Raw genomic sequence first — 251 nt, forward strand, 5'->3', positions numbered from 1 at the left:
TGGGAAGATACTTATCTTCCAGTTTCATGCGAGCGCGGTGGTAAAAGTAAGAGCTGCGCGCGAGACCCAGCCGAGCCAACAGCGCTGGTGTCTTATACCGTTTTTTTAGGACGACGATCAGCATGGTCTTTTCCCGATTGCTCAGGCCCTGCAGATCGCCGCCAAGTTCCTTTTTTATCATTTCACTCGCAGTCTTGAGCAGGTCATGCTCAATCTGGATCTCGCGGATGTCGCGGATGTCGCGCTGCAGG

Annotated in this window: 1 pseudogene; it reads right to left on the minus strand. The window is 53.4% G+C overall.

The window, feature by feature from the left end:
* Nucleotides 1-251, minus strand: a pseudogene (locus tag ACNQ62_RS16355) (IS3 family transposase); the annotation flags it as partial.

Origin of the sequence: Sulfitobacter sp. SBS6 (genome assembly GCF_048285585.1) — a bacterium.
In the GTDB taxonomy this organism is placed as follows: domain Bacteria; phylum Pseudomonadota; class Alphaproteobacteria; order Rhodobacterales; family Rhodobacteraceae; genus Sulfitobacter; species Sulfitobacter pontiacus.